Origin of the sequence: Sphingomonas sp. CCH10-B3 (assembly GCF_001556185.1) — a bacterium.
Classification (GTDB): Bacteria; Pseudomonadota; Alphaproteobacteria; order Sphingomonadales; family Sphingomonadaceae; genus Sphingomonas; species Sphingomonas aquatica.
Genome location: NZ_LSIJ01000084.1, coordinates 1 through 8,285 on the forward strand (window position 1 = coordinate 1; position 8,285 = coordinate 8,285).

8 protein-coding genes are annotated in these 8,285 nt (G+C 66.7%); 1 reads left to right on the forward strand and 7 read right to left on the reverse strand.

The features are described from left to right. The 5 genes from AX672_RS13610 to AX672_RS13630 all read right to left on the reverse strand — a co-directional run. Window positions 1-487 (reverse strand): EF-hand domain-containing protein (locus AX672_RS13610; RefSeq protein ID WP_202189339.1); only part of this gene is annotated, 487 nt, incomplete at its 3' end. Window positions 488-489: 2 nt separating this feature from the next. Further along, window positions 490-1,524: a tRNA preQ1(34) S-adenosylmethionine ribosyltransferase-isomerase QueA gene (queA, locus tag AX672_RS13615; RefSeq protein ID WP_066652198.1), complete on the reverse strand. Its 1,035-nt coding sequence runs from the start codon at window positions 1,522-1,524 to the stop codon at window positions 490-492. A gap of 75 nt (window positions 1,525-1,599) precedes the next feature. Continuing rightward, the gene (locus AX672_RS13620) at window positions 1,600-2,193 is read right to left on the reverse strand and encodes a malonic semialdehyde reductase (RefSeq protein ID WP_066652200.1); all 594 of its coding nucleotides are present in this window, start codon (window positions 2,191-2,193) and stop codon (window positions 1,600-1,602) included. A gap of 21 nt (window positions 2,194-2,214) precedes the next feature. Continuing rightward, window positions 2,215-2,784 carry a NifU family protein gene (locus AX672_RS13625; protein WP_066652207.1) on the reverse strand — a complete coding sequence of 190 codons (570 nt, stop codon included), beginning with the start codon at window positions 2,782-2,784 and terminating at the stop codon, window positions 2,215-2,217. 55 nt (window positions 2,785-2,839) lie between these two features. Beyond that, the gene (locus AX672_RS13630) at window positions 2,840-3,697 is read right to left on the reverse strand and encodes an aspartyl/asparaginyl beta-hydroxylase domain-containing protein (protein ID WP_231731357.1); all 858 of its coding nucleotides are present in this window, start codon (window positions 3,695-3,697) and stop codon (window positions 2,840-2,842) included. A 202-nt stretch (window positions 3,698-3,899) separates the two neighbouring features. Between AX672_RS13630 and AX672_RS13635 the strand changes: the two genes are divergently transcribed. Then, a complete protein-coding gene (locus AX672_RS13635; protein ID WP_082730556.1) occupies window positions 3,900-6,884 on the forward strand; it encodes a M16 family metallopeptidase in 2,985 nt (994 codons plus the stop codon). Window positions 6,885-6,953: 69 nt separating this feature from the next. On the opposite strand, the gene AX672_RS13640 is transcribed toward AX672_RS13635, so the two are convergent. Next, window positions 6,954-7,502, reverse strand: a complete 549-nt coding sequence (locus AX672_RS13640) for a peroxiredoxin family protein (RefSeq protein WP_082730557.1) — start codon at window positions 7,500-7,502, stop codon at window positions 6,954-6,956. Between the two features lie 282 nt (window positions 7,503-7,784). Next, window positions 7,785-8,285: SOS response-associated peptidase family protein (locus tag AX672_RS13645; RefSeq protein ID WP_082730558.1), on the reverse strand; the 501-nt coding region annotated here is incomplete at its 5' end.

Genomic DNA, 8,285 nt, shown 5'->3' on the forward strand with positions numbered 1-8,285 from the left:
CGCCCAGCCCGCGCAACGCATCGAGCGTCAGCATTTCGCTGCGCACCAGCGTGCCGTCCTTGTCGCGATCGAGCCGCGTGAAGGTCTTGTCGAACTGCGCCTGCAGTTCGGCGGGCGTGATGCGGTTGTCGCTGTCGGTGTCGGTCTCGAACGGGCTCGGCAGCGCGTTGCGATCGCCCAACCAGCGTTCGGACCAGTCGGCGAACTGGATATAGCCGATCGATCCTTTGCCGTCTCGGTCGATGCTCGCGAAACTGCGGACGACGCCGGCGGCAAGCTCGGCGCGAGTGACGCGCGCATCGCCATCGCCGTCGCAGGCGGCGATGAACACCGCGACCGGCTCAGCCATGATCGTCGACGACGGCGGCTGGTCGCGTGGCCGGGCTACGGCATCGGGTGGGCCACCCGCCGGCGCGCGTTGCGCGGTGGTCGGCGCGGCGATCAGCGTCATCGCGGCAAAAAGACACGCAGTCAGATCCGGGCGCATCGTCAATCCTTCCGCGGCAGCAAAAGCGAGGCATCGCCATAGCTGTAGAAGCGATAGCCGGAAAGGATCGCATGCGCATAGGCCGCGTGCATCACTTCGAGCCCCATCAGCGCCGACACGAGCATGAACAGCGTCGAGCGCGGCAGGTGGAAATTGGTAATCAGCCCATCGATCCCACGAAATTGATAGCCGGGGGTGATGAAGATCGACGTGTCGCCTTCGAATTGCCGGACGATGCCGTCGGCGCCGGTCGCGCTTTCGATCAGCCGCAGCGAGGTCGTGCCGACCGAGATCAGCCGCCCGCCGCTTGCGCGCACCGCGTTCATGCGATCGGCCGTCGCGGCATCGATCCTGCCCCATTCGGCGTGCATCTGGTGGTCGGCGGTATCGTCGGCCTTTACCGGCAGAAAGGTCCCCGCCCCCACGTGCAACGTCAAAGTGGTGTGGCCGATGCCCGCCGCGTCCAGTGCCGCGATCAGCGCGGGCGTGAAGTGAAGCGCGGCGGTCGGGGCCGCGACCGCGCCCTTTTCGGTCGCGAACATCGTCTGGTAATCATCGGCATCGCGTTCATCGATCGCGCGCTTGGCGGCGATATAAGGCGGCAACGGCACCTTGCCGGCACGGTCGAGCAGCAGTTCGACCGGCTCGTCGCCAGCGAAGTCGAGCGCGAAGCTGCCGTCGGCGCCCCGGTCGCCCGCGACCGCGCTCACGCTGGCGCCGAAATCGATCACATCGCCATCGCGCAGCCGCCGTCCGTTACGAATGAAGGCGCGCCAGCGTCGCACGCCTTCGCGCTTGTGGAGCGTCGCGCCGATCCGCGCGTCGCCGCGCCGCCCTTCGAGCTGCGCCGGAATCACGCGCGTGTCGTTGAAGACGAGCAGATCGCCGGGCCGCAGCGCCGCCGGCAAATCGCGCACAACCGCGTCGCGGATCGTGCTGCCCTCGACCACCAGCATCCGCGCGGCATCGCGCGGGGAGGCCGGGCGCAGCGCGATCCGGTCGGTCGGCAAATCAAAATCGAACAGGTCGACTTTCACGCTTATCCCTTCAGCAGCGCGCGCCCATGCGGCGGCGGCGCGAGCAAGGCAAGCGGATTCAGGCGTGAGCGCGCGTCAGGCGATCCGGTTGAACTTGGCGAAGGCAGGCCGCGGCGAGCGCGGGAAGATCGTCGCGGGATCGGCAATGCCGATCGTCGCGATGAAGTTGGACTTCACGCTTGGCGTGGTTGCAAAGAAATCGGCATCGACGCTCGCGTTGTTGAACCCCGACATCGGGCCGACATCCCAACCGAGCGCGCGCGCGGCGATGATGAAATAGGCGCCCTGCAGCGTCGCGTTGCGCATCGCCGACACCTGGCGCAGCGGCAGGTTCCCTTCGAACCAGCTGCGCGCATCGGTGTGCGGGAACAGCTCTGGCAAATGCTCGTGGAAATTCTCGTCCATGCCGATCACCACAGCGGCGGGGGCGGCGACGATCTTGGCCGCATTGGTGCCGCTGGCATGGCTGGCGAGCCGCTCCCTCGATTCAGGCGACAGGCACCAGATCAACCGCGCGGGCATCTGATTGGCAGAGGTCGGCCCGAACTTCATCAGGTCCCAGATCGCCTCGGCATCGGCAGCGGTGAACGGTGTGTCGAGATACCCGTTCGCAGTGCGCGCCACACGAAAGATCGTATCGAGCGCGGCTTCAGCCAGCTTCTCGCCCATCAATGTCTCCTGAATTGGGTGTCAGACCGCGCGGACTTCGGTCACTTCGGGAACATAATAACGCAGCAATTGCTCGATCCCGTTCTTCAGCGTGGCGGTCGAACTCGGGCAACCGGCACAAGCGCCGTGCATGCTCAGAAAAACCTTGCCCTTGTCGAACCCGCGATAGGCGATGTCGCCGCCGTCGCCCTGAACGGCCGGACGAATGCGCGTCGCGATCAAATCCTGAATCTGTGCGATGATGTCGGCATCGGCGGGATCATCGGTCAACACCGGCTCGTCAGGCACGCTGAAATCGGCGGCACCGTCGCGGAACAACGGCATGTTCGCCGAAAAATGATCGAGCAGCACCGACAGGACATCGGGCTTCAGCACCGCCCAGTCAGTACCCGGCGCCGCGGTGACCGACACAAAGTTCTGTCCGAAGAAAACACCGGTCACATCCCCGAGGCCGAACAGCGCATCCGCGAGCGGCGACGCTTCGGCTGCGTCGGCGGAAGCGAAATCGCGCGTCCCGCCGACCATCACCGTGCGGCCGGGCAGGAACTTGAGCGTTGCGGGATTGGGCGTCGTTTCGGTTTCGATCAGCATGGCGCTCATGTGGGGCGGCGATGGCCCGGTTCAACCCCGCGAAGGGGCGATTGGATCAGCCGTCAAGCTCGCGCATCGCCGCATTCCAGTTTTCCAGATTCTCGCGCGCTTCCTGCACAAAGGCCGATCGGCGCACGAAGCCCAGAAACAGATCGGCAAACCACTTGCCCGGCTGGCGCAGCGGGCGTTCAAACTGGATCAGCAGGACGACGCGCGTGCCGCTGGTGTCGTTCCACACTTCGTGGCGATAAGTGTCGTCGAACACCAAAGTCTCGCCTTCGGACCAGCGGACGATGCGGTCCTTGACGCGCATCCGCACGTCGCCGTCCTTGGGAACGACCAAGCCGAGGTGGCAGGTGATCAGCCCCTTGGTCACGCCGCGATGGTCGGGAATATGGGTGCCGGGCGCGAGAATCGAGAAGAAGGCGCTGTTGAGCCCCGGAATCTGGGCGATGATTTCGGCCGTGCGCGGGCAGCGCGCCAGATTTTCCTCGATCGCATAGCCATAGCCGAACAGGAAGAATGATCGCCATTTGCCGACTTCGGCAATCGAACGATGATCGGGCGAAATGGTCGCCAGCGACGGGACCGCCGCTTCACGGAGCGCAACCTGTTCGGCCTCGGCGCGGATCGCCTGCCAATTGTCGCGCAGCAAGGCCGTCCAGGCAAAATCGCGCACGTCGAGCACGGGGGTGTTGGGTACGAGCGACGATGAGCCGATCAGCCGGTCGAACACGCCGCGCAGCGACTTGCCGACCTTGATCAGCAGCGGGCGATTGCGCTCGGCAACCATCGGCGATCCCGCGACGGGCGCGCCCGAAATGATCGTCAGGTCGGGGACCATGCCAGCCGGCGCCTCGGGGGCCGTCCAACGTGCGGGATCCTTTGCCAGCCGCTTCGTCTCAACACCCATGGTTCCGCCCTTTCCGCTGCCCCGGCGCCGCCGCCCTGCTCAAACACACGCTGCCGAATACCCCCGGCCAATCATCGTCGCTAGCGACGGCTTGGGTCCAAATCATGGCAAAATCAGGCTCAATTCTGCTGCCTCATCTTCTCACTCGGTCCGATTCGCTGCGCCGGGGTGGCTGGCGCTGCCCGACCGCGCTCGCTACATCATGGCGATGCATATCCAATCGGCCCGGCGCCTCCGCCCGCTTTCGCTGCTCCTGATCCTTGCACTGACGGTGCCCGCTGCGGCTTCAGATGTGGTGCCGTCGCCCTCGGTCAATAGCGCTGCACTGCAAAAAATTGCGCAGGCGTCGCAAACCCAACGGGCGGCGACGACCGCAGCTGCCGAGCCGGGCTGGCTGTACAAGGGCAGCGACATCACCCCCGACCCCGACTGGAAGTTCGGGACGCTGCCCAACGGGCTGCGCTATGCGCTGCGCAAGAACGGCGTGCCACCCGGTCAGGTCGCCATCCGCGTGCGGATCGAGGCGGGATCGCTGTTCGAAAAGGAGAGCGAGCGCGGTTTTGCCCATCTGATCGAGCATCTGACCTTCCGCAGCTCGGTCTATGTCGCCGATGGCGAGGCGAAGCGAGTCTGGCAGCGGCTGGGCACGACCTTTGGGTCGGACACCAACGCCCAGACCGGCTTTACCGCCACCACATACAAGCTCGACCTGCCGAGTGCGACCGAACAGGGGCTGGATGAGAGCCTGCACATCCTGTCGGGCATGATGGCCCAGCCGCTGATCACCCCCGCGACGCTCAACGCCGAACGGCCCGTGGTGCTTGCCGAGCAACGCGAGCAGCCGGGCGCGCAATCGCGCTTTTCCGATGCGCTGCGCAGTGCCTTTTTCGCCGGCCAGCCGCTCGCGCAGCGATCACCGATCGGCACGATCCGCACGCTCGAGGCGGCAACGGCGGCAACGGTAAAGGCCTTCCACGATCGCTGGTACCGCCCCGAACGCGCCGTCGTGATCGTCGTCGGCGATCTCGATCCGGCGATGTTCGAGCGCCTTGTCGTCAAGAATTTTGCCGACTGGAAGGGCAACGGCGCCAACCCGCCCGATCCCGATTTCGGCAAGCCCGGCCCGATGCCCCAACCGCTGAAGGCGGTCGCCGAGCCGTCGATCCCGGCGCTTGCGTCCTTCGCGGTGCTGCGACCGTGGGTTTACCGGGACGACACCATCATCTTCAACCAGAAGCGGATGGTCGACCTGATGGCGCTGCGGCTGATCAACCGCCGGCTGGAGACGCGCGCACGCAGCGGCGGCAGCTTCATCAGCGCCAACGTCAATCTGGAGGATGTGTCGCGCTCGGCCAATGGCACCTTCGTTCAGGTGCTGCCGATCGGCGACGATTGGGCGGCGGCGCTGAAGGATGTCCGCGCGGTGATTGCCGACGCGCAGGCCAAGCCCGCCTCGCAAGCCGAAGTCGACCGCGAAGTCGGCGAATATGACCGCGCGCTCAAGACCCAGGTCGATACCGCCGCCGCCGAGGCCGGTGCGAAGCAGGCCGACGACCTCGACGAGGCGCTCGACATCCGCGAGACCGTCACCACCGCGCAGACTGCCTATGACATCTTCCTGACGGCGCGGGCGAAGGGCATGTTCTCGCCCGACGCGCTGCTGGCATCGACCAAGCGCGTGTTCACCGGCACGGCGACGCGCGCGATCGTCAACACGCGCACGCCCGATGCCACCGCCGTCGCCAAACTGCAGGCCGCGCTGAAGGCCGATGTGTCGAAGGTCGCGACCACCCGCAGCGCCGTGACCAAGATCGACTTTTCGATGCTGCCCAAGCTCGGCGCCCCGGCGACCGTCGTCAGCCGCAAGACGATCAGCGACCTCGGCATGGAGCAGGTCGAATTTTCGAACGGCGTCCGGATGCTGATGTTCCCCAACGGGTCGGAGGCGGGCCGTGTCTATGTTCGCGTGCGTTTCGGGCGCGGCTATAACGATCTCCCTGCCGACCGACCGACCGCGGCCTGGGCCGCGCCGCTGGCACTGGTGTCGAGCGGGATCGGCACGCTTGGGCAGGAAGAGCTCGACCAGCTCGCCTCGGGCCGCCGGATCGACCTTGATTTCGCGGTCGACGACGATGCCTTTGTGCTCGGTTCGACCACCTCGGCCGAGGACTTGCCCGACCAGTTGACTTTGATCGCCGCGAAGCTTGCCGAGCCGGGTTGGGACCCCAAGCCGGTGGCGCGCGCGCGCGCTCTGTCGATGACCGCCTATGCCGGCTATGCGTCGTCGCCCGGCGGCGTGCTGGGCCGCGATCTGGAAGGGTTGCTGCACAAGGGCGACCCGCGCTGGGCCACGCCGCCGCTGTCGCAGATCACCGCGACCACGCCCGCCCAGTTCCGCGCGCTGTGGGAGCCGTTGCTGCAGGCAGGGCCGATCGAGGTGCAAGTGTTCGGCGACGTCAAGGCCGACGACGCGATCGCCGCCGTCGCCAAGAGCATCGGCGCGCTGAAACCGCGCACCGCCGCGACCACGCCGCCGCCGCCGATCGCTTTCCCCGCGCATGTCGACACACCGGTCATCCGCACCCACGACGGCCCGACCAATCAGGCGGTTGCCGTCATCGCCTGGCCGACCGGCGGCGGGATTGAGGGGATTACCGATAGCCGCCGGCTCGATCTGCTGGCGCAGGTGTTCACTGACCGGCTGTTCGACCGGCTGCGGTCGGAAGCGGGCGCGAGCTATAGCCCGAGCGTGTCGAGCAGCTGGCCGGTCGGCCTGTCGAGCGGGGGTCGTGTGATCGCCATCGGGCAGGTGCCGCCCGACAAGGTCGCCTTCTTCTTCAAGCTGGCGCGGGAGATTGCCGCCGATCTGGCCGCCAAGCCGATCGACGCCGACGAGCTGAAGCGCGCGGTGGTGCCCTATATGCAGCTGATTTCGCGCACATCGACCGGCAACACCTTCTGGTTCAGCCAGCTTGAGGGCGGGACCTATGACGAGCGGCGGATCGCTGCGATCCGCACGCTGGCCCGCGATGTCGCGCAAACGACGCCCGAAGTGCTGCAGGCGACCGCGCAGAAATATCTGCGGCCCGACGCCGACTGGACGATGGCAGTGGTGCCGAAGGCATCCACGAAAGCCGGCGCCAAGCCGAGCAGCACGCCCGTCAAGCGCCGCACCGGGCAGCGCTGAACGGGCGGCGCTGAAGGCGAGCTATGGACAGCACGCCCGGCGGCACGACACCGCCGGGCGCGCTAGGCCTCAGCCGCGGTCGACGGCGGCGAGGATCGTCGCGTTGCTCGGGCGGACCTTGTAATCGGCAGTCGTCAGCTTCTGCTTCACGACACCGTCGGCACCGATGACGAGCACGGTCGCGGTCGGCACGCCATAGGCGAAATTGCCCTTCGGATAGGCCGGATCGCGCAGGCCGAAGGCGTCGATCATCTTCGAATCCTTGTCCGACAGCAGCGTGTAGTTGATCGACTGGCGCGCGGTGAAATCGGCGAGCTTTTCAGGCGAATCATAGCTGATCGCGGCGAGGCTGTAGCCGCGCTTGGCGAGTTCGGCCGGCAGCGCGCGCACGTCCTTCAGCTGTGCCTGGCAATAGGGGCACCACGACGCCGAGCGGAAGAAGATCAGCACCGTGCCCTTCTTGCCCGCGATCGAGGCGAAGTTGCGCGCCTTGCCAGCGGTGTCGACCGCGCTGAAATTGGCGGGAACCTTGGCGCCGACGGCGATGGGCGCGGCATAAGCGACCGAGGCAGCCGCGAGCGCGACCGGGACAACAAGCATGGACGGGGCAAAACGCATGGGAATCTCCTGACGTTGGGGCGTTCGAGGGAGTGTACGCAGCGTCCGCAGGCGATGTTACAGGCTGGACGAAAATGCACCGCTGAGGTCTGCCATCAAACCCTTCCCCTTGGACGCCAACCCCGGCGGCGAGCGCGAAAAGTTACAAAAGTGACGACCATCGCAGGGGGGTGACACCGGCTGGAGCACGACCGGATGCCGAGCGTGCGTTTTCTCCCATAGCTGCTGGAGCGCGCAGCGTAGCAGATCGTCGTTGGCGAGGCAAGAACATATCAGGAACAACTAGCGCGCGGCGGGCGCCACCGCGAGCGACCCGGCGGGGAGCGGGCGGCAGATGTCGGCGGCGGGGGCGCTGCCGTCGAGCCAGCGGCCCCAGTCGGCGCGGGGCACGATGACGATCTGGCGGCTGTGGAACGGGGCGATGTCGTCGCCCGGCGGGCAAGTGAGCATCGTGAACGCCTCGCCGCCATGCGTCGGCACCTGAAGGTGCGTCCGCCACAGCCCGGCGATGCCGAACCACTCGGCCCCCGCCAAGGTGAAGGACCATTTGTCCTTCCGCCCCTTGGGCAGCGGCGGCAGATCGGCGGTGTCGACCGGCAGTTCGGCTCGACGTGCGGGATCGGTGAATTCGTAGAAGGCGTCGGCGGCGATCAGGCAGCGGCCTTGGCTGGGACCATTGCGGAACTCGCGGTCGTCGGCGCGGTAGTTGTACACCGGCTTGCCGCCCGGCGCGGGCCAGCTCCAGCGGCGCATAACGGCTTCGGCGGCGGGGGTGTGGGGGGT